This window comes from Geodermatophilus sp. SYSU D00766 (assembly GCF_054049915.1).
Window position 1 is genome coordinate 34464 of sequence record NZ_JBJGYI010000016.1, and the last position, 22503, is coordinate 56966.

The following is a 22503-nucleotide window of genomic DNA, read 5'->3' on the forward strand; positions in this document are numbered from 1 at the left end:
TCAGGCCTCGGCGAGGAAGGTCTCCAGCAGCCGGCGGGCGGCCAGTGCCGGGGTGAGCTCGCCGGCCAGCACCGCCGCCTCCAGCTCCGGAGCCGACGACCGGACGGCGGGGTGCGACCGCAGCCGGTGCTCCAGGCCGTCGCGCACCAGCTGCCAGGTCCAGCGCACCTGCTGGGCGCGGCGCCGCTCGTCGAACGCGCCCGACGCCCGCGCCCGGTCCTGGTGCTCGACCAGCTTCCCCCACACCTGCGCCAGGCCCTCGCCGGTCAGCCCGGCGCAGGTGAGCACGGGGACGGTCCAGTCCTCGTCGTGCCCGCGCAGCATCCGGATCGCCCCGGCCAGCTCGCGGGCGGCCTTCCGGGCGTCGGCGGCGGCCGGCCCGTCGGCCTTGTTGACGGCGATGACGTCGGCGATCTCGAGGATGCCGCGCTTGATCCCCTGCAGCTGGTCGCCGGTGCGGGCGAGGGTGAGGAACAGGAAGGAGTCGACCATCTCGGCGACGGCGACCTCCGACTGCCCGACGCCGACGGTCTCCACCAGCACCACGTCGTGGCCGGCCGCCTCGACGACGACCATCGACTCCCGCGTCGCCTGCGCGACCCCGCCGAGGGTGCCCGCGGTCGGGGCCGGCCGGATGAACGCGCGCGGGTCGACGGCGAGCCGGCTCATGCGGGTCTTGTCGCCGAGGATCGACCCGCCCGAGCGCGCCGACGACGGGTCGACGGCGAGCACCGCGACCCGGTGGCCCTGGGCGGTCAGGTCGACGCCGAGTGAGTCGATGAACGTCGACTTCCCCACCCCCGGGACGCCGGAGATGCCGACGCGGCGCGCTCCCCCGGCGTGCGGCAGCAGCTCGACGAGCAGCTCCTGCGCGCGCTCGCGGTGGTCGGCGCGGCGGGACTCGACCAGCGTGATCGCGCGGGCCAGCGACCGCCGGTCCCCGCCGAGCACCCCCTCGACCAGCGCCGGGACGTCCGGTGCCGGCATCAGTGCCCGAGTCGCTGCGACAGCGTCCGCAGCAGCTCCTGCGCCGCCTCGGCGATGACCGTGCCCGGCGGGAACACCGCGGCCGCGCCCATCTCCCGCAGCCGCGGCACGTCGTCGGGCGGGATGACCCCGCCGACCACGACCAGCACGTCGTCGGCCCCGAGGTCGGCGAGCGCCGACTTCAGCGCCGGCACCAGCGTGAGGTGGCCGGCGGCCAGCGACGAGACGCCGACGACGTGCACGTCGGCCTCCACGGCCTGCCGGGCGACCTCCTCCGGCGTCTGGAACAGCGGGCCGACGTCGACGTCGAAGCCGAGGTCGGCGAACGCGGTGGCGATGACCTTCTGCCCGCGGTCGTGGCCGTCCTGGCCCATCTTGGCGACCAGGATCCGGGGCCGGCGCCCCTCCGCCTCCTCGAACGCCTGCGCCGCGCGGCGGGTCTCCTCCACCGGGCCCGACGCCCCTGCCTCGTCGCGGTACACGCCGGAGATGGTGCGCACCTGGCCGGCGTGCCGCCCGTAGACCCGCTCCAGCGCGTCGGAGATCTCCCCGACGGTGGCCTGCGCCCGCGCGGCGTCGACGGCGAGCTTGAGCAGGTTGGCGTCGAGCTCCCGCCCGCGGCGCCCCTCGGCGGCGGCGCGGGCGGCGTCGGTGAGCCGGTGCAGCGCCTCCTCGACCGCCCGTGGGTCGCGCTCGGCGCGCAGCCGCTCCAGCTTCGCCCGCTGCTCGGCCAGCACCTGCGCGTTGTCGACGCGCAGCACCTCGATGGCCTCGTCGGCCTCGACCCGGTACCTGTTCACGCCGATCACCGGCTGGCGGCCGGAGTCGATGCGCGCCTGGGTGCGGGCCGCGGCCTCCTCGATGCGCAGCTTCGGGATGCCGTCGTCGATGGCCTGCGCCATGCCGCCGTGCTCGGCGACCTCCTCGATGTGCGCCCAGGCGCGGCGGGCCAGGTCGTAGGTGAGCTTCTCGACGTACGCCGACCCGCCCCACGGGTCGACCACCCGCGTCGTCCCGGACTCCTGCTGCAGCAGCAGCTGGGTGTTGCGGGCGATCCGCGCGGAGAAGTCGCTGGGCAGCGCGAGCGCCTCGTCGAGGGCGTTGGTGTGCAGCGACTGGGTGTGCCCCTGGGTGGCGGCCATGGCCTCCAGGCAGGTGCGGACGACGTTGTTGTAGACGTCCTGCGCGGTCAGCGACCAGCCCGAGGTCTGCGAGTGGGTGCGCAGCGACAGCGACCTGTCCTGCTGGGCGCCGGCCTCGCGCATCAGCCGCGCCCACAGCAGCCGGGCGGCGCGCAGCTTCGCGACCTCCATGAAGAAGTTCATGCCGATCGCCCAGAAGAAGCTCAGCCGGGGCGCGAACGCGTCGACCTCGAGGCCGGCGTCCCTGCCCGCCCGCACGTACTCCACCCCGTCGGCCAGCGTGTACGCCAGCTCCAGGTCGGCCGTCGCCCCGGCCTCCTGCATGTGGTAGCCGGAGATGGAGATTGAGTTGAACCGCGGCATCTCCTGCGAGGTGAAGGCGAAGATGTCACTGACGATCTGCATCGAGGGCTTCGGCGGGTAGATGTAGGTGTTGCGGACCATGAACTCCTTGAGGATGTCGTTCTGGATGGTCCCGGCCAGCTGCTCCGGGGCGACGCCCTGCTCCTCGGCGGCGAGCACGTAGAGCGCCAGCACCGGCAGCACCGCGCCGTTCATGGTCATCGACACGGTCATCCGGTCCAGCGGGATGCCGTCGAAGAGCTGCCGCACGTCGAGGATCGAGTCCACCGCCACCCCGGCCATGCCGACGTCGCCGACCACGCGCGGGTGGTCGGAGTCGTAGCCGCGGTGGGTCGCCAGGTCGAAGGCGATCGACAGGCCCTTCTGGCCGGCGGCGAGGTTGCGCCGGTAGAACGCGTTGGACTCCGCGGCGGTGGAGAAGCCCGCGTACTGGCGGATCGTCCACGGCTGCGTGGTGTACATCGTCGGGTAGGGCCCGCGCAGGAAGGGCGGCAGCCCGGGGTAGGTCCGCAGGAAGTCCAGCCCGGCGAGGTCGGCCGGGGTGGCCAGCGGCGCGACGGCGATGCCCTCGGGGGTCTCCCAGGTCGCCTCGTCGACGCCGCGACCGGTGGCCGCCCGGAACGCCTCCGCCCAGTCGCCGGCGCCGGCGCCCGCCGCAGGGCGGCCCAGCTCGACGGAACCGAAGTCGGGGATCCCGCTCATGCCGTGACTCCCAGCTGCTCGTGGACCGTCCTGAGCACGTCGAGCGCGTCGCACCCGGCGTACACGTACCCGTCGACGCCGTCCACGCCGCGCGAGGGCTTGCCGGCCAGCCACACGTGCGCGGCGCCCGCGGCCCGCAGCTCGGCAGCCAGCGCGGCGGCCGACTCCGCGTAGTCGCCGTCGGTGCCGCAGATGCAGGCCACCGCCGTGCCGGCGTCGGCGAGACCCGACGCGCCGTCACCGGCCGGGGTCTCGACCCCGCCGGCCTGGAACAGGTTGCCGGCGAACCCGGCCCGCGCGGTGTGCCGGGCGACCGGGCCGAGGGTGGCCAGGTACACCCGTGGCCGGGTGGGTGCCGCGTCGGCGCGGTCGCGCAGCTCCTCGTACTCCTGCGCGGCGCGCACCCGGGGCAGCCCGCCGGTGGGGTGCAGGTCGGCCGCCGGCTGCCGCCGGGGCAGTTCCTCGGCCAGGTTCGGGAACTCGCTGACGCCGGTGATCGCGTCGCGGCGGGTGGCCAGCCGGCGGGCCCGCTCGTCCCAGGCGGTGGCCAGCCGGTCGCGGACCAGGCCCGACGACAGCGCCGCGACCAGCCCGCCGGCCCGCTCGATCTCGGTGAACCACGCCCACGCGGCCCGGGCGAGGTCCTCGGTGAGCGACTCGACGTACCAGGAGCCGCCGGCCGGGTCGAGCACGCGGGCGAGGTGGCCCTCCTCGACGAGCAGGCTCTGGGTGTTGCGGGCGATCCGGCGGGAGAAGGCGTCGGGCAGGCCGAGCGCGGCGTCGAAGGGCTGCACGGTGACCACGTCGGCGCCGCCGACGCCCGCGGCGAAGCAGGCGACCGTCGTGCGCAGCATGTTCACCCAGGGATCGCGCCGCGTCGTCATCACCGACGACGTCACCGCGTGCTGGCGCTGGGCGCGGGCGGCAGGCGAGGCGCCGCTGACCTCGCCGACCCGGTCCCACAGCCGGCGGGCGGCGCGCAGCGCGGCGATCGTCGTGAACTGGTCGGCGCTCGCGGAGCAGCGGAACTCCAGCCGGCCGAACGCCTCGTCCACCGGCAGGCCGCCGTCGGTCAGCGCCCGCAGGTAGGCCACCCCGGCGGCCAGCGCGCAGCCGAGCTCCTCGACGGCGGTGGCCCCGGCGTCGGAGAAGACCGTGCCGTCGACGACGACGGTGCGCCAGCCCGCGGGGGTCCGGCGGGCGAGGCCGGCGAGGACGGAGAGGTCCTGCTCCTCACCGGAGGCGGCGTGCACGCCGAGCGGGTCGAGCCCCAGCGAGCCGCCGGGCGCGAGGTCGGTGCGGTCGCCGACCAGCGCCAGCAGCGCCTCGGCGGCCGGGACACCACCGGAGACGGCGACCGGCGCCAGGTCGAGGTAGACGTCGGCGAGCACGTCCCCGAGGGACTCCACCGGCACGGCGCCCTCGCCGAGGTGCAGCCACAGCGAGGTGACCCCGTTCTCCAGGTCGGCCGCGATCGCCTCCCTGGTGACGGCGACGTCGGGGTGGGCGTGCCGCTGCCGCACGTCCCAGCCGGCCGGGGTGCCGCGGTCGGGCGCGGCGCCGGCACGGGCGCCGCGGACGAAGGGCGGCAGCCCCGGGACGCCGACGGCGGACGGCAGGTCACCGGCGTCGTCGGCGTCGTAGAGCGGCGCGACGGTGACCCCGGTGGCCACGGTGCGCCGCAGGGCGTCCTCGACCGGGTCGGGCAGGTCCTCGCGGCCGCCCTTGCGCAGCACGCCGGCGACGAGCTCGCGCCACCGGTCGCGGTCGGCGGCCGGGAAGCCGCCGGCCAGGGACAGCTCGTCGGGGACGGCGTGCTCGGCGGGGACGGCCTCGGCGACGTCGTCCTCGCCGGGTGTCGCGGTCTGCTGGCTGTTCATCGTCGAACCCCCGGCGTCGGCTCCTCGTCGGGGACCGTTCTACCGGCGCTCGCCACGCCGCGGGCGCGCGGGGTGGGCGGCGGTCGGGGCACCGGCGGCGTGCCCGGACGTGCCGGCGGCGGCGGTCAGGGCGTGCAGCGCGGTACGCACCAGCAGCCGCACGCCCACGCCGATGGCCCGCTCGTCGACGTCGAAGGTGCCGCGGTGCAGGTCGAGCGGGTCGCCGCCGCCGTTCGTCCCCAGCCGCGCCAGGGCGATCGGCAGGACGTCGGCGAACCAGCCGAAGTCCTCCCCGCCCATGCTCTGCGGCGACAGGTGGACGTTGTCCGCGCCGACGGTCTGCAGCGCCGCGGCGCGCAGCAGCGCGACGGTCCGCGGGTCGTTGACCACCGGCGGCACCCCGGGCACGTACTCGACGTCGACCCGCGCGCCGGTGGGGGCGACGACCTGCTCGACGAGCCGGCGCAGCAGCGGCTCGGCGCTCTTCCACTGCTCGCGGTCGAGCACGCGGACGGTGCCGCGCAGGGTGCCCCGCTGCGGGATGGCGTTCGGCGCGACGCCGGCGTTGACCGCACCCCAGACCAGCGAGAAGCCGGCGCGCGGGTCGACCTGGCGCGACAGCAGCCCGGGCAGGTCGGTGATCAGCCGGCCGAGGGCGTCGACGAGGTCGACGGTCAGCTGCGGCCGCGCGGTGTGCCCGCCGGGTCCGGTGAGCGTGACGTCGACCCGGTCGCAGGCGGCGGTGATCGAGCCGGTGCGCAGGCCCACGGTGCCGACCGGGATCGCCGGGTCGCAGTGCAGCGCGAAGGCCCGCGAGGCGCCGTCGAGGACACCGGCGGCCACCACGTGGGTGGCGCCGCCGGGCACGGTCTCCTCGGCGGGCTGGAACACGCAGCGCACCGTGCCGGGCAGCTCGTCGAGCGCGTTGAGCGCCAGCGCCGCGCCGAGCAGCACGGTGGTGTGCACGTCGTGGCCGCAGGCGTGGCACGTGCCCTCGCGGGTGGAGGCGTACGGGACGTCCTTGAGGTCGGCCAGCGGCAGCGCGTCGATGTCGGCGCGCAGCACCACCGCCGGGTCGCCCGAGCCGACCTCGACCACCAGCCCGGTGCCGCTGGGCAGCCGGCGCGGCAGCAGCCCCGCCTCGACCAGCCGCTGCTCCAGGTAGGCCGTCGTCTCGACCTCGGCGAAGGCCAGCTCGGGGTGGGCGTGCAGGTGCCGGCGCACGCCGACGAAGGAGTCCAGGCGCTCGGCCACCCAGGCGTCGAGTCCTGCGGCCAGCTCCTCGGGGTCGCGGGTCATGCGGCGTGCCCGCCGGCGCACGCCGACGGGCCGGGCACGGGACCCTCCGGGCCGGACGCGGGGCCGGCGGCGGGCAGGCCGTCGCGGAGCTCGGTGAGCAGCCCGTCGACGACGGCGCGCAGGTCGCCGTCGGACGCCAGCGCCGCCGCCCGCTGCCGCTGGTAGGAGGCGCCGACGGCGAGCACCCGCTCGACGCCGGCCAGCTCGTCCTCGCAGCCCAGCCGCCGCGCGGTGGGCGCGAGGTCCTCGGCGAGGTCGAGCAGCGCCTGGCGCACCGGCCGCACCGTGCCCTTCTCGTCGACGATGACGTCGGCGTCGAGGCCGTAGCGGGCCGCGCGCCACTTGTTCTCCCGCAGCACCCACTCCGGCGGGGTGGGGAGGGTGTACCCGCGGTCGAGCTGGGCGTCGAACTGCTCGACCAGGCACTGCGACAGCGCCGCGACCACGCCGACCTCGTCGAGGGTCGGCAGCCCGTCGCAGATGCGCAGCTCCACCGTGCCGAAGCCCGGGTGCGGGCGGATGTCCCACCAGACCTCGCGCACGCTCTCGATGGCGCCGGTGGTGATCAGCGTCTCCATGTAGTGCTCGAAGCCCGGCCAGTCGGGCAGCTGCATGGGCAGCCCCGCCGTCGGCATGCCCTCGAAGACCTTGCTGCGCGCCGAGGCCAGGCCGGTGTCGCAGCCGACCCAGAACGGCGAGGACGCCGACAGCGCCAGGAAGTGCGGCACGTACTGGGTGAGGGCGTTGACGATCGGCATCGCCTTGTCCGGGGAGCGGACGCCGACGTGCACGTGGACGCCGAAGATCTGCAGCCGCCGGGCCAGCCACTGCATCCGCTCGACCAGCTGCAGGTAGCGCTCCTTGGGCGAGATCAGCTGGGTCTGCCAGTCGGTGAACGGGTGGGTGCCGGCGCACATCAGGCCCAGGCCGCGCCGGTCGGCCGCGGCGGCGACCTCGGCGACGGTGGCGGCGAGGTCGGCCTTCGCCTCCCCGACCGTGGTGCAGACCCCGGTGATGACCTCGACGGTCGACTGCAGCAGCTCGTGCTTGGCCTTGGGGTGCTCGTCCGCGCCGTCGGGCCGGATCTCCTCGAGGACCTCGACGGCGCCCGCGCTGAGCTCCCGGCTCTGCCGGTCGACGAGCTGCAGCTCCCACTCCACACCGAGGCTGGAGCGCTCCGAGGAGGCGAACGGGATCCGCACGCCGGTGAGTGTAGGGAGGATCACGCCGGTCGGCCGGTCCACCGCAACCGGACCGCAACCGGTCGCGGCCGGTCCCACAACCGCTCCCCGCTGCCCTGGTGGCGTCGCCGGGACCCGCCCGGCGCCGCACCGGAGGTAGCCGTCGTGAACACCCGCCGCCCGACCCGCACCCGCGTCCGCACCGCCGTGGTCACCACCACCGTCACCACCGCCGTCGCCGCCCTCACCGTCCTGACCGCCTCGGCGGCGGGAGCCGACCCGGCCGCGCTCGACGACCGCACCCCGACCTGCTCCGCCCTGCTCGGGCAGGTCGACGACTGGCCCGGCACCGACGGCGACGGCCGGCAGCTGTTCTCCGACGCCTACGAGCGGTACCTGCTCTCCCAGCCGGCCTGCGCCACCCCGTCGGCCTGAGCACGTCGCGCCGGTCCCAGGCCGCCCGGCCCGACCCCGGCTCCGACGTCCCCGTGACGGCGGGGCCGGACCCCGTCCCCGAGCTGCCGCCCCACCGTCCCCGGGCGGCGGAGGGTGGGGCGGCCCGGCGCTCAGTCGAGGTCGGTGCAGGTCGGCTGCCACGCGCGGGCGGGGAGGAAGCGCTCCCACTCGGCCCGGGTCAGGTCCCGTCCGGCCAGGTCGCAGGCGGCCGTGAGCCACGCGTCGGGGTCGAGCGGGTAGCGCCGGCCGGGCACCGCGCCGCTGAAGGCGACCAGCTCCTCGTCGGGACCGGGGAGCAGGTGCGTGTACGGGGCGGTCCCGCTCGGGGAGGCCCGGATCGGGCCGGTCCGCGGCAGCCCCCGCTCGACGTCGAAGAGCGTCACGGTGCCGTCCATCGCCGCCGTCGCCACCGTCCGGCCGTCAGGGAGCCACTCCGCCTGCAGCAGGCTGAGCGGGGAGATGCCGACCGGTTCCCGCGCGCGGGCGGTCGCGACGTCCACGACGTGCAGCAGCCCGGCGTCCCCGACCACGGCCAGCAGCTGCCCGTCCGGTGACCAGGCGACGTCGAAGGGCCGGTCGCCGTCGAGCAGCTCGACGGTGTCGGTCACCTCCAGGGTGCCGGCGTCGAGCAGCACGACCCGCTCGTCGATGGCGCTGGCGACGGCCAGCAGCTCCCCGTCGGGGCTGGGCGAGATCGCCTGCGGGCTCACGCCGACGTCCCGCTGGTCCTCGACCTCCCCGGTCGCCGGGTCGACGACCAGCAGCCGCGCGCCCTCGCCGGTGTCGGGGTCGCCCTCGGAGCCGAGCAGCAGCCGCGAGCCGTCGCGCGTCCACCCCGCCGACCAGAGGACCAGGGCCGGCATCGACACCCCCTCCCACTCCCACTCCTCGGCCGGGGGGAGGACGACGTCGGGCCCGATCCGGCGGCCCTCCGCGTCGAGCACGGAGGCACCCAGCCCCCAGGTGACCGCGACCGCACCGCCGTCGGGACGCACCGCCACCGAGGAGCCGAACAGCACCCCCGGCGCGGTCTCGCCGAGGGGCACCTCGTGCACCACCGCGCCGCTGTCGGGGTCGAGGAACGTGGCGTCGACCGCCCGCGTGTCGTCGGGTGGGCCGAAGGGGTCGGCGCCCACGACCCCGGTGACCGGTCGGGTCGGGACCACGACCAGCCCGGTGGACCCGAGCACGCGCGGCCGGTTGGACACCCAGCGCCCGGCCATCGCGGGGTAGTCGGCTCCGAACGCGCCGTCGGGGCGCATGTCCCAGACGATCGCGGCGTCGTCCACACCGGCGGTCACCAGCAGCTGTCCCGTCGGGTCGGCCGCCGCGGCCATCACGTCCCCGCGGTGGCCGGTCAGCACCTCGGGCCGCGACCACTCGCCGGTGACGGGGTCGACCTCCCACCGCACGACCTCACCGTCGTCCCCCGCGGTGGCCGCCCAGCCCCTCGGCGACACCGCCGCACTGCGGACCGGTGCGGTGTGCGCCTCGAGCTGCTGCAGCACGCGACCGTCCCGGCCGTGGCGGGTCACGGTCCCGTCGTCCCAGAACTGGACGACACCGTCGCCCACCACCTGGAAGCCGACGCTCCCCGCGTCCCGCGCGTCGACAGGGAGCGGGACCTGCGCTCCCGAGGCGACGTCGACCAGGACGGCCGGGCCGCCGCCCCGGGTCCAGAGGACGGCCAGGCCGGACCGCGCGTCCAGGTCGACCTCCAGCGAGTCCATCGCCGCCGGAGCGGTCCCGGAGACGCCGGTGTCCGCTGCGGCCCCACCGAGGGCGCCGACCGTCCGCAGCCGCCACTCGGCCGGACCCTCGGGCTCGCCGGGCGGCGGGGTGGCCACGAGCAGCTCGAGGGTCTCGCCCCCGGGGGTGTACGACACGTCCAGCGGGGATCCGCCGACCCCCCTGCCCTCGAGCACCCGGGTCACCTCGCCGTCCCTGCCGACCAGCCGCACCCAGGGCTCCTCGCCGGCCACCCCGGAGGTGGCGAGGGTGTCGGAGAGGGGTGAGGGATCCGCGCCCATCCAGGCGCCCCACGTCCCGTCGAGACGGACGGCCACGTGCGGCATCGCCCGGTCCGTCGTGGACCAGGCCACGATGCGGTCGCCGACGCCGAGCCAGAGGGTGCCGGTGCCGTCGACCCGGCCACCCTGGACCCGGCCGGGGAAGGGCACCGCCCGGGCCACCCGCTGGTGCTCGGCCAGCAGGGCCAGCAGTCCGTCCCGGGTCTCCGGGGTGTTGGCGAGCCGCGCGGCGGTCGCGGCCAGCAGGACGGCGGTGTCCAGGGAGGACGCCACCCCGGTCCGGGAGGTGAGCCAGTTGGCGTCGGCCACCCGCGAGGTCCGCTCGGCCTCGGTCGCCCGGTCCTCGGCGTCCCGCTGGAAGGAGACGGCCAGCCCCGCGGCCACGAGCGCCAGGACCAGCACCACGGCCAGGACCCCCGCGAGGCGGCGGGTGCGGTGCCGGGCGGCGGCCTCCCGCGCGGCCCGCTCCCGCGCGTCGGCCAGGTCGCGCTCGGCGTGCGCGCGGGAGGCGTCGAGGAAGTCCCGCTCGACCGGCGTGAGCTCGTCGCCGGCGCCGGCCGCCCAGTCCAGCGCGGCGGTCAGGCGGGCGCCGCGGTACAGCTCGTCGTCGGGCCGCCCGATCGCGTCCCACTCCGCGGCCGCGGGGGTCAGGTGTCGGCGCACCGCGCGGCCGGCGGCGTCGTCCTCCAGCCAGCGGGCCAGCCGCGGCCAGGCGGTGAGCAGCGCCTCGTGGGTGACCTCGAGCCGGTCGGCGTCCACGGACAGCAGCCGCCGGGCCAGGAACTCCTCCACGACGGCGCGCCGCGGCCCGTCGGTCCCGAGCTCGGCGGCCGGCACCGGCCGCCGGACCAGGGCTCCCGCGTCGTCGACGTCGGCCAGCCGGACGAACAGCCGGCGGGCGAGCTCCCGGCCGGGCTCGTCCAGCGCGGCGTACGCGGCCTCCGCGGAGCGGGTCAGCGCCCCGGCGACGCCGCCGGCCGCCACGTAGCCGGCCAGGGTCAGCAGGTCGCCGCGGCGCCGCTCCCAGGTGCCCACCAGCGCGGTCGACAGCGGGGGCAGCGCCCCGGGCCGGCCCAGGCCGTCGGCCACCACGGCGCCCACCAGGTCGTCCTCCACCCGCAGCCCCACCGCCGCCGCCGGGTCCCGGACGACGGCCCGCAGCTCGGGGTCGGTCATCGGCGGCACGAGGACGACGGCCGGTCCCAGCCGGTCGACCCAGCCGGGGTGCTCGGCCAGCCGGCCGACGGCGTCGCCGCGGACGACGACCACGCAGCGGGCCACGACCGCGTCGTCCAGCAGCGCGAGCACGGTGTCGAGGAACGCCGCCCGCTCCGCCGCGTCGACCCCGGGGGCCCACAGCTCCTCGAACTGGTCGCAGACGAGCAGGACGGGGCGCGCGGGCGGGTCCTCCCCGGTCAGCTCCGCGAGCGCGTCCACCGGGTGGCGGCCCGGCAGCAGCACCCGGGGCTGCCACCCGGCACTGCCGGGCAGGGCACCGGCGGCGAGGGCGGGCACCAGCCCGGCGCGGACCACCGACGACTTCCCGGCACCGCTGGGCCCCGACACGGCCAGCAGCGGCGCGTCCACCAGGCGGGCGACCAGGGTGGCGACCAGGCGGTCGCGCCCGGCGAACAGCGCCGCGTCCTCTCCCCGGTAGGCCCGCAGGCCCATGTACGGGCAGGCCCCGGACAGCGGGGCGGGTGCCCGGGGCGGGGGCGCGACCGGGTCGAGATCGGGGTCCTGGGCGAGGACGGCGGCCTCCGCCGCGCGCAGCGCCGGCCCCGGGTCGGCCCCGAGCTCCTCGGCGAGCACCGCCCGTGCGCGGCGGGCGGCGCCCAGGGCGTCGGCCTGCCGGCCGGCGCGGTACAGCGCGAGCACCAGCAGCCGCCACCACTCCTCCCGCAGCGGCTGCTCAGCGACCATCCGCTCCAGGTCCGGGACGAGCGCGGCGTCCTCCCCCAGCGCCAGCCGGGCCTCGGTGCACGCGGTCAGGGCGCCGTCGCGGAGCTCGCCCAGCCGGCGGCGCTCGGCCCGGGCGAAGGGCGCCTCCGGCCAGTCGGCGTACGGGTCGCCGCGCCACAGGTCCAGGGCCCCGTCGAGGAGCTCCCTCGCCCCGGCCGGGTCCCCGGCGGCGAGGGCGGCCCGGCCGCGGGCGGCGAGGTCGCCCAGGGCCAGCGCGTCGAGGTCGGCCCGCTCGACGGTCAGCGCGTAGCCGGGCCCCCGGCGGACGACGTAGCGGCCCGTGGAGCCGCGCGGACGGTCCGGCTCCAGGGCGCTGCGCAGCCGCACGAGGTGGGCCTGCAGCGACTTGCGGGCCGACGCGGGCGGGTCGCCGTCCCACAGCTCCTCGGCGATGCGGTCGGCCGGGACGACGGCGGGCGCCCCGGCGGCGAGGACGGCCAGCAGCAGCCGCTCCTTGGCGCCCGGCACCGGCACGGGGGCGCCGTCGTCCCCCCGGACCTCCAACGGTCCGAGAACCGCGATCCGCACCGCGCCACGGTAGGAACCGGCCCGGTCCGGTGGCGGGTCCCCGGCGCGGCCGGCCGGTTCCCCGCGCGCCGCCACCCTGCCGTGTCGGGGCCGCGCCGCTCGGTGAGGGCGGTCCTCAGCGCAGGTCGCTGCAGGTCGGCGCCCACGGCCGGCCGGGCAGGTAGCGGCTCCACTCCGCGCGGGTCAGGTCACGGCCCGCGAGGTCGCAGGCGGCCCGCAGCCAGACCGCCGGGTCCAGCGGGTAGCGCGTCCCGGGACGGTCGTCGGCGACGAGCACCAGCTCCCCGGCGTTCCCGGGCAGCAGCGCGGTGTAGCCGGGGGCACCGTCGGGCGACGCCGGCAGCGGGCCGCCCCGTACGACGCCGCGCCGCACGTCGAAGAGCACGGCCGTCCCGTCGTGGCCGGTGGCGACGACGGTCCGGTCGTCGGCGAGCCAGCCGAGCTGGAGGGTGGCCCCGAACGCGCGGAGGGTCGCCGGCTCGCGCGCCCGCCACGTCCGGGTGTCGACCACGTGCAGCCTCCCCGACTCCCCCGCGGCGGCCAGCCACCGGCCGTTCCCGGAGAACGCCAGCGCCCAGGGGCTGTCGTCGACGCGCAGCGGGGCCCGGTGGAGCACGGCCAGGGTCGCCGCGTCCAGCACCAGGACCTCGGTGCCGTTGGTCAGCCCCACCGCGAGCAGGCGACCGGTGCCGTCGGGCCGCAGGACCGACGGCGGGAGCTCGAGCGGCACGGAGTCGACCACCCGCCAGGTCCCGGCGTCGACGACCGCGATCTCCCCCGGCGGCTGCTCGGGTCCGGTCGGGACGAGCACCCCCGGGAGGTGGCCCCCGGCGCCCAGCAGCAGCCGGGAGCCGTCGGGTGTCCAGGCGGCGCAGCAGACGGTGCCGGCGGGGTAGGGCCGGTCGTCCAGGCCCACCTCCTCGGAGGGCGGCAGCTCGACCCGCGCCACCACCGCCCGCGTGCGCGCGTCGAGCACCGTGGCGGCCAGGCCGGAGGTGACGGCGACCCACCGGCCGTCGGGGCTGACCGCCGCGGAGGCGCCGTGGAACGCGTCCGCGACGGTGTCGCCGACGGGGACCTGCCCGACCACCTCCCCGGTGCGCGGGTCCAGGAACGTCGCCGCCACCTCGACGGTCTCCTCCCCCAGGTAGGGCGGCTCCCCGTGCACCGGCGGCATCCGGCGCGTGGGGAGGACCGCGAGCCGGCCGGGCTCGACGACGGCCGGGGCGCCGGCGGGCCAGCGACCGGGGGTGCCCGGCTGCGGGGTCCCGAAGCCGCCGTCGGGCCGGACGTCCCAGACGACGATCGTGTTGTCGACCGCGGTGGTCACCAGCCGCTCGCCGGAGGCGTCGACGTCGGCGGCGAGCACGTCGCCCGCGTGCCCGGTCAGCACCTCCCGCAGCGACCACCGCCCCGTCGCCGGGTCGACGTCCCAGAGCACCACCCCGCCCTGGCCGACGGTGACCGCCCAGCTCCCGTCCGGCGCGAGGGCCACGTCGGCGACCTCCGTCCCGGGGACGGCGAGGTCCTGGACGACGGCACCCGTCCGGTCGACGAGGGTGACCGCGCCGTCGTCCCACAGCACGGCGGCGCCGGAGGACAGCGCCCGGTGCTCCGCCACCGCCGCGTCGCGGGCGGGGAGCGAGACCGGCACGCTCCTGCCCGCGGCGCGGTCGACCAGCACCACCCGGGCCGGGTCCTCGCGCGACCACAGCACGTCCACCGACCGGTCGTCCGAGGTGTCCCCGCCCAGCGGGCCGGTCGCCCCGGGCAGCGTGCCGTCCAGGACCACCCCGCGGGGCTCACCGGACGGGTCGACCCGCACCAGCCGCCAGGGGATCCCGCCCGCCTCCCCGGCCGGGCCGGCGACGAAGACCTCCAGCAGGCGGCCGTCGGCCGCGTAGGACACCTGGACGGGATCCCCGCCCAGCTGTGCAGCACCCGGCAGCAGGTCGACGTGGCCCGCCCCGTCGACGAGCCTGATCCACGGCTCCCCCGTGGCGGTGGCGCCCCAGGTGACCACCCGGTCGTCGGTGGGCGAGGCCCCGTTCCCGAGCCAGGTGTCCCAGTCCTCCCCCGCCTCCACCCGCGCCTGCACGTCCACCAGGACCTCGGGCGGCCCCGGCGAGTCGAGGTCCCACCGCAGGACTCTGCGGCCGGCGTAGACGACCAGCACCCGGCCGCCGGCCAGCCGGGTCCCGAACAGGTTGCCGGTGAACGAGGTCGCCCGCACCGCGCGCCGGCGCGCCACCAGGCCGCCGAACAGCGCGTCCTCCGCCTCCGGGGTGCCGGCGAGGCGGTACCCCTCGGCCGCGAGCAGGGCGGACACGTCCAGCGGCCCGACCGTGGCCGACAGCGCGGCCAGCCGGTTGGCGTCGGCCACCAGCGACGCCCGAGCGGCGGCCCGCGACGCCCGCTCGGCCGCCGACCGTCCGGTCACCGCCAGCCCGGCGGCGACGAGGGCGACGGCCAGCACCGCGGCCAGTCCCGCCGCCAGCCGGCGGGTGCGCCGGCGGGCGGCGACCTCCCGGTCCAGCCGCGCCCGCGCGTCGGTCAGCTCCGCGTCGGCGCGCTGCCTCGACACGTCGAGGAAGCGGCGCTCCGCGGGCGCGACGTCGGCGTCGGCCGCCCACTCCAGCGCCGCCGCCAGGCGGGCCCCCCGGTAGAGCTCCTCGTCCGGCTCCCCGCGCTCGGACCACTCCCGGGCGGCGGGCGCGAGGTGCCGGCGGACCGCCCGCCCCGCCGCGTCCTCCTCCAGCCACCGGGACAGCCGCGGCCAGGCGGTCAGCAGCGCCTCGTGGACGACGTCGAGCACCTCGCCGTCGACCGCGAGCAGTCGCCGGGCGACGAACGCGTCGACGACGGCCCGCCGGCCGGGGTCCTCCAGGCCCAGCTCCCCGACCGGCCGGGGGCGGCGCACCGGAGCGCCGCCGTCGTCGGTGTCGGCCAGCCGCAGGAGCAGGCGGCGGGCCGTCTCCCGGCCCGCGTCGTCGAGGGCCGACCAGGCGGCCTCCGCGGCCTGGGCGACCGCGCCCGCGACGCCGCCGGCCGCCAGGTAACCGGCCAGCGTCAGCCGGTCGCCGCGCCGCCGCTCCCACGTGCCGACCAGCGCGGTGGACAGCAGCGGCAGGGCGGTGGGGCGGCCGGCGACGTCGGCCACGACGGCGTCGACGAGGTCGGGCTCGCTGGTGAGACCGACGGCGGCCGCGGGGCCGTCGACGACCTCGCGCAGCTCCTCCGCCGTCATGGGCGGGACGAGCACGAGGGCGGCGCCGAGCCGCTCGGCGAGAGCGGCGTGCTCGGCCAGCCGGCCGACGGCGTCGCCGCGCAGCACCACCACGCACCGGACGACCCGTCCGTCGTCGAGCAGCGCGAGGAGCGCGTCGAGGAAGGCCGCTCGCTCGTCCGCGTCCACGCGCGGCGCCCACAGCTCCTCGAGCTGGTCGCAGACCAGCACGACCGGGCGGTCGGCGGGCGCGTCGGCCAGGCGCGCCCGCAGCACCGCGCCGGGCCGGGGTCCCGGGGTCAGGACGACCGCGGACCAGATCCCGCTGCCGGGCAGGGCGCCCACCGCCAGCGCGGGCAGCAGCCCGGCGCGGACCAGCGAGGACTTGCCGGTGCCGCTGGCGCCCGACACGACGACCAGGGGGGCGTCGACCAGCCGGGCGACGAGGCGGGCGACCACCCGGTCGCGGCCGCGGAAGAGACCGGCGTCGGTGGCCTGGTAGGCGGCCAGCCCCTTGTACGGGCAGGTGCGCGCCGGGGGCCGCCCCTGCGGGACCGCCGCGTCGCCGGGCGCGTCGAGGACCGGGTCCTGGGCCAGGACGGCCGTCTCGAGGGCCCGCAGCTGGGGCCCCGGGTCGGCGCCGAGCTCCTCGGCGAGCGCCCGGCGGGCACGCTGGAGGGTGGCCAGGGCGTCGCCCTGCCGGCCCGAGCGGTAGAGGGCGAGCACGAGCAGGCGCCACCAGTCCTCGCGCAGCGGGTCCTCCGTGACGAGGGGCTGCAGGTCACCGACGACCTCGGCCGGCCGCCCGAGGGCCAGCCTCGCCTCGGACAGCGCGGTCCGGGCGGCGGCCCGCAGCTCGGCCAGCCGCCGGCGTTCGGTCGCGGCGAACGCCGCGTCCGGCCAGTCCTCGTACGGCTCACCCCGCCACAGGGCGAGGGCGGCGGTCAGTGCCCGCTCGGCACCGGCGGCGTCGCCGGCGGCCAGCTGCGCGCGGCCACGGGCCAGCAGCTCGCCGACGCCGAGGGCGTCGAGCTCCTCGGCGGTCACGTCCAGCGCGTAGCCGGCACCGCGGCGGACGACGTGGCCCGCGGGCGAGCCACGCGGTCGCTGCGGGTCCAGGGCGGCCCGCAGGCGCACGAGGTGGATCTGCAGCGACTTGCGGGCGCTCGGCGGCGGGTCGCCGTCCCACAGCGACTCCGCGAGCCGGTCGACGCCCACCGCACCGGGTGCCCCCGCGGTGAGCAGCGCCAGCAGCAGCCGCTCCTTGGCGCCGGGCACCGCCACCGGGGAGCCGGTGTCGCTCCGGACCTCCAGCGGTCCGAGGACCGCGATGCGCACGGCGCCGAAGCTAGCGCCGCGGGTCCCGCGTGCCCAGCGGCCCGCGCGCGGGTCGACGCAGGCCGACCGCAGGCGGGCCGGAGCCGGATCGCAGCCGGGCGGCGCTGCGCTGTCCGCGTCGCCGGGACCGGCCCGGCGCCGGAGAACCGGAGGAACCGGTCATGACCAGCCGCCGCCCGATCCGCAGCCGCGCCGCCCGTCGCCGGCGCGTCGCCGCCCTCGCCGTCCTGACCCCGCTCGTGACCGCCGGCGTGCTCGCCGCCGCCGGGCCCGCGGGCGCCGTCCCGTTCGAGGGGGACCCCGGCACCACGCACTGCGTGCGCGTGGTGCCCCGCGCCGGACTGACCGGGGAGCCGGTCGCCGACCGGTCGTGGCCGGACGTGCCCGTCGTCGCCGTCCTGGTGCCCCTGCCCGAGTGCTGATCCGTCCTCCGGCCCCGTCGCCTCCGCGCGGCGGGGCCGGCGCTCGTCCGGAGCCCCGCCCCACCGTTGCCGGGCGGCGGGCGGTGGGGCGGCCGGTCAGACGGCGGCGTACTCCGACGCCTCGCTCGCGGGCCGGCCGAGCAGGGCGCCGGTCGGAGCCCGCTCCAGCACGGCGGTGACCGCCCGCGGGCCGTAGCGGTCGGGGTGCACGTGCACGCAGCACAGGTCGCGGCTGACCACGGTGACGCCCCGGCCGTCGTCGGTGGGCACCAGCGCCTCGACCCGCGACCACGGGACGCCGTGCACGTCGCCGTCGGCGTCGCGGTGGGCGAGGCCGTCGCCGGAGACGACCAGCGCCACCCGGGCGGCGGGGTCCAGCAGCCGCCGGTGCAGCGGCGGGCGGAACAGCGCGCCCCCGGGCAGCTCCGGCAGCGTGCCGCACAGTGGCCGGCGCACGACGCCGGCCGGGCCGTCCCAGGGCGCGGTGTCGGGCACGGCGAGGACGGCGGTCGGCTCCGCGCGGCGCAGCGCGGCCGTGACGTCGGCGGGGGTCACCGCCCGCCAGGCGGCCAGGGTCGCGGCGGCGGGGCGGAACGGCAGCCCGGTCGCCGCGCAGTAGGCGGCGTCGGCGAGCTCGGCGCCGGCGGCGTCCTCCTCGTCGAGCTCGGCCTCCAGCCCGGCGACGGCGTGGCCGACCTCCTCCGGCGTCGGGCCGTCGGCGCACAGCTCGGCGAAGGTGCGCCACACCAGGTCGGCCACCTCGGCGTCGTGACCCTCGCGGGCGTCGGCGACGAGCGCCACCTCGCGCCGGTCGGCGGCCAGGTCGAGGGTCAGCGAGTCCACGCGGTAGGACAGCCCGCGGCCGTGGCGGGCGCGGTCGCGCAGCCGCTCCGCCGCCACCTGCACGCCCACGGCGAGCGCGGCGTCGGCGGGGGTGTCGGTGGCCAGCAGCAGGCCGACGCCGGGGGCGTCGGTGCGGGTCCACACCGGCCCGTCCTGCGGGCGCGGCACCGGCAGCCGGCGCGGCGGTCGCGGCCCGGCCGGCAGCGGCAGTCGCAGGTCCGCCGGCAGCGGCCCGTGGCACCACAGCGCGGCGTTGCCGCGGACGAACCAGCGGGCGGCGTGGGCGCGGACGGTGTCCTCGGTCAGGTGGTGCGGCCCCGGCCCGGCCGAGACCGTCAGCCCCGGGCCGGTGAGGCCGTAGCGGGCGGCCCACAGCGCGCTGACGGTGGACGACGTCGACCCGCAGCCCTCCGCCTGCAGGACGCCGGCCTCCGCGGCCAGCCGGTCGGTGGGCAGGTCGGCCAGCGCCCGGCAGACGCCCTCGAGGAAGGCGCCGACCGCCTCGGGCCGGCCGGTGGCGAAGAAGGCGGTGCTGTCGACGTCGGTGACGGCGTTGCAGCGCAGGTGCGTGCGGGGCAGCGCGGCCATCGCCAGGTGCTCGACGAGGTGGGTGACCTCGATGGTCGCGAACGTCTCGTCGCGCAGGCCCACGCCGAAGACCAGCGCCGCGGTCGTCCGCTCCCGCCCGCCCGCGGTGAACACCGGGACGCCGTCGATGACCGTTCGCTGCACCGGCACATGGTCGGGGGCCGCCGCCCCGCCGTCCCGGGCCGACACGCGGCCGGGGACGGCTGGGACGGGTGGGTCGGCGGGTCCGGGCGGACACCGCCGCCGCGGGCGCGGGGCGGGCCGGGGTCCTGGGTTAGCGTCGCCGGGTGAACGATCGCGCTCCCGGTCCCGACCCCTCGTTCCTCGCCCGCATCGCGGCCGACGACCTGCAGTCCGCGCTCGGTGGCCTGCACGACGTCGCCGTCGTCATGGGATCGGGGTGGGCGCCGGCGGCGGAGGCCTTCGGCACCCCGGTCGGGTCCGTCGAGATGGCTCAGCTGCCCGGGTTCGCCGCCCCCACCGCGGTCGGCCACGGCGGCGAGGTGCGCTCGGTGCGCGTCGGCTCCCGGCGGGTGCTGCTCTTCCTGGGCCGCACGCACCTCTACGAGGGCCGCGGCGTGGACCCGGTCGTGCACGGGGTGCGCACCGCGGCCGCGGCCGGCGTGCGCACCGTCGTCCTCACCAACGCCGCCGGCGGCCTGTCCCCCGACCACCGCGTCGGCCAGGCGGTGCTGATCAGCGACCACCTCAACCTCACCGCCCGCTCGCCGCTGGTGGGGGCGACCTTCGTCGACCTCACCGACCTGTACTCCGCGCGCCTGCGCGAGCTGGCCCGCTCCCTGGACCCGCAGCTGACCGAGGGCGTGTACGCGGCCCTGCCCGGCCCGCACTACGAGACGCCGGCGGAGATCCGGATGCTGCGCACCCTGGGCGCCGACCTCGTCGGCATGTCCACCGCCCTCGAGGCCATCGCCGCCCGTGCCGCGGGGATGGAGGTGGTCGGCCTGTCGCTGGTCACCAACGCGGCGGCCGGCGTCACCGGGGAGGAGCTCGACCACCAGGAGGTGCTCGCAGCGGGCAAGGCCGCGGCGAGCCGGCTGGGCGAGTACCTGGTGGAGCTGACCGGGCGGCTGCCGTGACCGGTCCGGTCCTGCTGACCGGCGCCGCGGGGCAGATCGGGACGGTGCTGCGCGCGGGGCTGCCCGAGCGGGGCTGGGCGGTGCGCAGCCTCGACGCGGCCGAGGTGGCCGCGCCGCGGGCCGGGGAGCAGATCGTCGTCGCCGACGTGACCGACCTCGACGCGGTCACCGCCGCCGCGCGGGGGGCCGCCGCCGTCGTGCACCTGGCCGGCGTCTCCACCGAGTCCACCTGGGCCGCGGTCTCGCACGCCAACGTCGAGGGCACCTACTGCGTGCTGGAGGCCGCGCGCCGCGCGGGCGTGGGCCGGGTGGTGCTGGCCAGCAGCAACCACGCCACCGGGTTCACCGAGCGGCCGGCGTCGGGCCCGCTGCGCGAGGACGCCGCCCCGCCCCGGCCGGACACCTACTACGGCGTGACCAAGGTGGCCGGGGAGGCGCTGGGTGCGCTCTACGCCGACCGGTACGGCCTCGACGTCGTCTGCCTGCGGATCGGCACCCACGCCCCCGAGCCCCCGAGCCTGCGGGCGCTGGCCACCTGGCTCTCCCCGCGCGACGCGGTCTCCCTCGTGCACGCCGCGCTCACCGCGCCCTCCCCCGGCTTCCGCGTCGTGTGGGGCGTGTCGGCCAACACCCGCGGCTGGTGGGACCTGACCGCCGCCCGCGAGCTGGGCTACGAGCCGGCCGACGACGCCGAGGCGTTCGCCGCGGCGCTGGTGGCCGCGCACGGCGAGCCCGACCCGGCCGATCCCGTGCACCGGCGGGTGGGCGGCGAGTTCACCCTCCCGCGCTTCGACGCCGAGATCGCCGGGGCGCGGTCGTGAGCGCCGCCGAGCCGCTCCTCGACCGGGCCCGCGCCTGGGCCGCCGCCGACCCCCACCCCGGCGACCGCGGCGAGATCGAGGCGCTCGTCGCGGCCGGCGACACCGCCGAGCTCGAGCGCCGCTTCGCCGGGCCGCTGACCTTCGGCACCGCCGGGCTGCGCGGTCCGCTGCGCGCCGGGCCGGCCGGCATGAACGCCGCCGTCGTCACGCGGGCCGCCGCCGGGCTCGGCGCCTGGCTCACCGACGCCGGCTTCGGCCGCGGCGGCGTCGTCGTCGGCTTCGACGCCCGGCGCCGCTCCGACGAGTTCGCGCGGGTCACCGCCGCGGTGCTGGCCGCCGCCGGTTTCGCCGTCCAGGTGCTGCCCCGGCCGCTGCCCACCCCGGTGCTGTCCTCGGCGGTCCGGTCGCTGGGCTGCGTGGCCGGCGTCATGGTCACCGCCAGCCACAACCCGCCGCAGGACAACGGCTACAAGGTCTACCTCGCCGACGGCGCCCAGCTGGTGCCGCCGGCCGACCGCGAGATCGAGGCCGCCATCGCCGCCGTCGGCCCGGCGTGCGACGTGCCGCTGTCCGACGAGTGGACCACCCTCGGCGACGACGTCGAGACCGGCTACGTGGCCGCCGTCGTCGCGGCGCTGCAGCCCGACCGGGTGCCGGCCGCCGACCGCGCCGCGGTCACCGTGGCCTACACCGCGATGCACGGCGTGGGCGCGGCGACGACCCGGGCGGTGTTCACCGCCGCCGGGTTCACCGCGCCGGCCAGCGTGCCCGAGCAGGACGCGCCCGACCCGGCGTTCCCGACGGTCACCTTCCCCAACCCGGAGGAGCCCGGCGCGGTCGACCTGCTGCTCGCGCTGGCCGAGCGCACCGGCGCCGACGTCGCCATCGCCGAGGACCCCGACGCCGACCGCTGCTCGGTGGTCTGCGACGGCCGGCAGCTCACCGGCGACGAGGTCGGCGCGCTGCTCGGCGACTGGCTGCTGCGCCGCGGCGTGCGCGGTACCTACGCGGCCTCGCTGGTCAGCGGCTCGCTGCTGCACGCGCTGGCCCAGGCCCACGGCGTGCGGTTCGCCGAGACCCCGACCGGGTTCAAGTGGATCATCCGCGCCGGCACCGACTCGGCGCCGCTGGTGTTCGGCTACGAGGAGGCGCTGGGCTACGCGGTGACCCCCGGCGTCGCCCGCGACAAGGACGGCATCTCCGCCGCCCTCGCCGTCGCGCTGCTCACCGCCGAGCTCAAGGCCACCGGGCGCACGCTCGTCGACCGGCTCGACGAGCTCGCGATTGAGCACGGGCTGTTCGCCACCGGTCAGCTGTCGGCGCGGGTCGAGGACCTCTCGCTGATCAGCGACGCCATGGCCCGGCTGCGGGCCGACCCGCCGCGGCGGCTGCTGGGCCGCGAGGTCACCGCCGCCGACCTGCTGCACGAGGACCCGCCGGTCGACGCCGTCCGGCTGCTCGGCGACGGCATCCGGGTGGTGGTGCGGCCCAGCGGCACCGAGCCGAAGCTCAAGGCGTACCTGGAGACCGTCGTCCCGGTGCACGACGACGCCGGTGTGATCGCCGCGCGGGGCCGGGGCGAGGACGAGCTCGACCAGCTGCGCGGCGAGATGGCGCACGCGCTGGGGCTGTAGC

The 22503-nt window shown here is 78.1% G+C and carries 13 protein-coding genes; 5 read left to right on the forward strand and 8 right to left on the reverse strand.

Annotated features, from left to right (window positions below; all coding sequences use genetic code 11):
- The 5 genes from meaB to ACI8AD_RS13500 are packed head-to-tail and all read right to left on the reverse strand — an operon-like array spanning position 1 to position 7575.
- On the reverse strand, positions 1 to 987 hold the full coding sequence (gene meaB, locus ACI8AD_RS13480) for a methylmalonyl Co-A mutase-associated GTPase MeaB (RefSeq protein WP_456871042.1): 987 nt from the start codon (positions 985 to 987) through the stop codon (positions 1 to 3).
- Positions 987 to 3194, reverse strand: a complete 2208-nt coding sequence (gene scpA / locus ACI8AD_RS13485; protein WP_456871043.1) for a methylmalonyl-CoA mutase — start codon at positions 3192 to 3194, stop codon at positions 987 to 989. The genes meaB and scpA overlap by 1 nt, the downstream gene beginning before the upstream one ends.
- On the reverse strand, positions 3191 to 5074 hold the full coding sequence (locus tag ACI8AD_RS13490; protein WP_456871044.1) for a methylmalonyl-CoA mutase subunit beta: 1884 nt from the start codon (positions 5072 to 5074) through the stop codon (positions 3191 to 3193). The genes scpA and ACI8AD_RS13490 overlap by 4 nt, the downstream gene beginning before the upstream one ends.
- Before the next feature lie 39 nt (positions 5075 to 5113).
- A complete protein-coding gene (locus ACI8AD_RS13495) occupies positions 5114 to 6373 on the reverse strand; it encodes an amidohydrolase (RefSeq protein WP_456871045.1) in 1260 nt (419 codons plus the stop codon).
- The gene (locus ACI8AD_RS13500) at positions 6370 to 7575 is read right to left on the reverse strand and encodes a glutamate--cysteine ligase (protein ID WP_456871046.1); all 1206 of its coding nucleotides are present in this window, start codon (positions 7573 to 7575) and stop codon (positions 6370 to 6372) included. The genes ACI8AD_RS13495 and ACI8AD_RS13500 overlap by 4 nt, the downstream gene beginning before the upstream one ends.
- A gap of 144 nt (positions 7576 to 7719) precedes the next feature.
- On the opposite strand from ACI8AD_RS13500, the gene ACI8AD_RS13505 reads away from it, so the two are divergent.
- Positions 7720 to 7989 (forward strand): hypothetical protein, encoded by a 270-nt coding sequence (locus ACI8AD_RS13505; RefSeq protein WP_456871047.1) that lies wholly within the window; start codon positions 7720 to 7722, stop codon positions 7987 to 7989.
- Positions 7990 to 8120: 131 nt separating this feature from the next.
- Here the strand turns inward: ACI8AD_RS13505 and ACI8AD_RS13510 are convergent, their stop codons facing one another.
- Both ACI8AD_RS13510 and ACI8AD_RS13515 read right to left on the reverse strand, forming a co-directional pair.
- Positions 8121 to 12530, reverse strand: a complete 4410-nt coding sequence (locus tag ACI8AD_RS13510; RefSeq protein WP_456871048.1) for an nSTAND1 domain-containing NTPase — start codon at positions 12528 to 12530, stop codon at positions 8121 to 8123.
- Positions 12531 to 12645: 115 nt separating this feature from the next.
- Entirely contained in the window at positions 12646 to 17094 is a 4449-nt protein-coding gene (locus ACI8AD_RS13515) for an nSTAND1 domain-containing NTPase (RefSeq protein WP_456871049.1), read from the reverse strand.
- 161 nt (positions 17095 to 17255) lie between these two features.
- Between ACI8AD_RS13515 and ACI8AD_RS13520 the strand changes: the two genes are divergently transcribed.
- Complete coding sequence (locus ACI8AD_RS13520; RefSeq protein WP_456871050.1) at positions 17256 to 17516, forward strand: hypothetical protein; 261 nt, start codon at positions 17256 to 17258, stop codon at positions 17514 to 17516.
- Between the two features lie 96 nt (positions 17517 to 17612).
- Here ACI8AD_RS13520 and ACI8AD_RS13525 read toward each other — a convergent pair whose 3' ends face one another.
- Positions 17613 to 19091 (reverse strand): hypothetical protein, encoded by a 1479-nt coding sequence (locus ACI8AD_RS13525; protein ID WP_456871051.1) that lies wholly within the window; start codon positions 19089 to 19091, stop codon positions 17613 to 17615.
- Between the two features lie 143 nt (positions 19092 to 19234).
- Here ACI8AD_RS13525 and ACI8AD_RS13530 point away from each other — a divergent pair, with 143 nt between their 5' ends.
- Genes ACI8AD_RS13530 through ACI8AD_RS13540 form a run of 3 tightly spaced genes read left to right on the forward strand, consistent with a single transcriptional unit; the run spans position 19235 to position 22502 of the window.
- Entirely contained in the window at positions 19235 to 20047 is an 813-nt protein-coding gene (locus ACI8AD_RS13530; RefSeq protein ID WP_456871052.1) for a purine-nucleoside phosphorylase, read from the forward strand.
- Positions 20044 to 20868, forward strand: coding sequence for an NAD-dependent epimerase/dehydratase family protein (locus tag ACI8AD_RS13535; protein WP_456871053.1), 825 nt, complete (start codon positions 20044 to 20046; stop codon positions 20866 to 20868). Before ACI8AD_RS13530 ends, ACI8AD_RS13535 begins: the two co-directional genes overlap by 4 nt.
- On the forward strand, positions 20865 to 22502 hold the full coding sequence (locus ACI8AD_RS13540) for a phospho-sugar mutase (protein WP_456871054.1): 1638 nt from the start codon (positions 20865 to 20867) through the stop codon (positions 22500 to 22502). Before ACI8AD_RS13535 ends, ACI8AD_RS13540 begins: the two co-directional genes overlap by 4 nt.
- The last annotated feature ends 1 nt before the right edge of the window (position 22503 follow it).